Genomic DNA, 550 nt, shown 5'->3' with positions numbered 1-550 from the left:
CCGCTGGGGAGCGAAGATTGCTGTCGCGGATCGTCCTGTGCTTTTCCGGCTTCCCAGTCCCACATCGAACGATTGAGCGGCCGCTTCGCATAACCGTCGCATTTGGGCAGCGGGTAACTTAGCGTCGCGCAGCCGGAGAGGGCGGCCAGCAGCCCCATCATTGTTACAACTCGAACTATATGCACGCTGGAATACCCCTCATGGTGATGGCGTCAGGCTCCTCTGCCGGTCAGCCTGCGCCAACCCCAACCGATCGTTCTCGTGATAGTGCTTTGATGGGCATCTCGACCCGCAGCAAAGCCATAGGTGAGTGAGGCCCCTCCGCTCGCGAGCGCCGACGCGATGCCCGGCAGCTGATAAAAGACATAGAGGGAAGCAAGGCCGATGGCGCCTACGGCGATCGGCCGCATCAGGACGTCGCTGTAGGCCTCGACGGTGGTGAACATGGTTGCGAAGCTGGTGACCAGCAGCGAGCCGACCGCGACCACGAGAACCTGCAGAATGACGAAGTTGGCGAGCTGTCCGATCCATGCCTCGGTGAAGCGGCGGG

General features: G+C 62.0%; 1 protein-coding gene and 1 pseudogene. Both read right to left on the bottom strand.

Annotated features, from left to right (window positions below):
- Window positions 1-161, bottom strand: a pseudogene (locus tag CEV33_RS24175) (type IV secretion system protein VirB7); the annotation flags it as partial.
- A 51-nt stretch (window positions 162-212) separates the two neighbouring features.
- Window positions 213-550, bottom strand: a 338-nt coding sequence (locus CEV33_RS00865) for a type IV secretion system protein (protein WP_208620127.1), incomplete at its 5' end; no start/stop codon positions are given.

The organism is Brucella grignonensis, from assembly GCF_002252505.1.
Taxonomy (GTDB): domain Bacteria; phylum Pseudomonadota; class Alphaproteobacteria; order Rhizobiales; family Rhizobiaceae; genus Brucella; species Brucella grignonensis.
The sequence above is the reverse complement of the archived record's forward strand: the minus strand, read 5'-3'. Positions and strand labels throughout refer to the sequence as shown.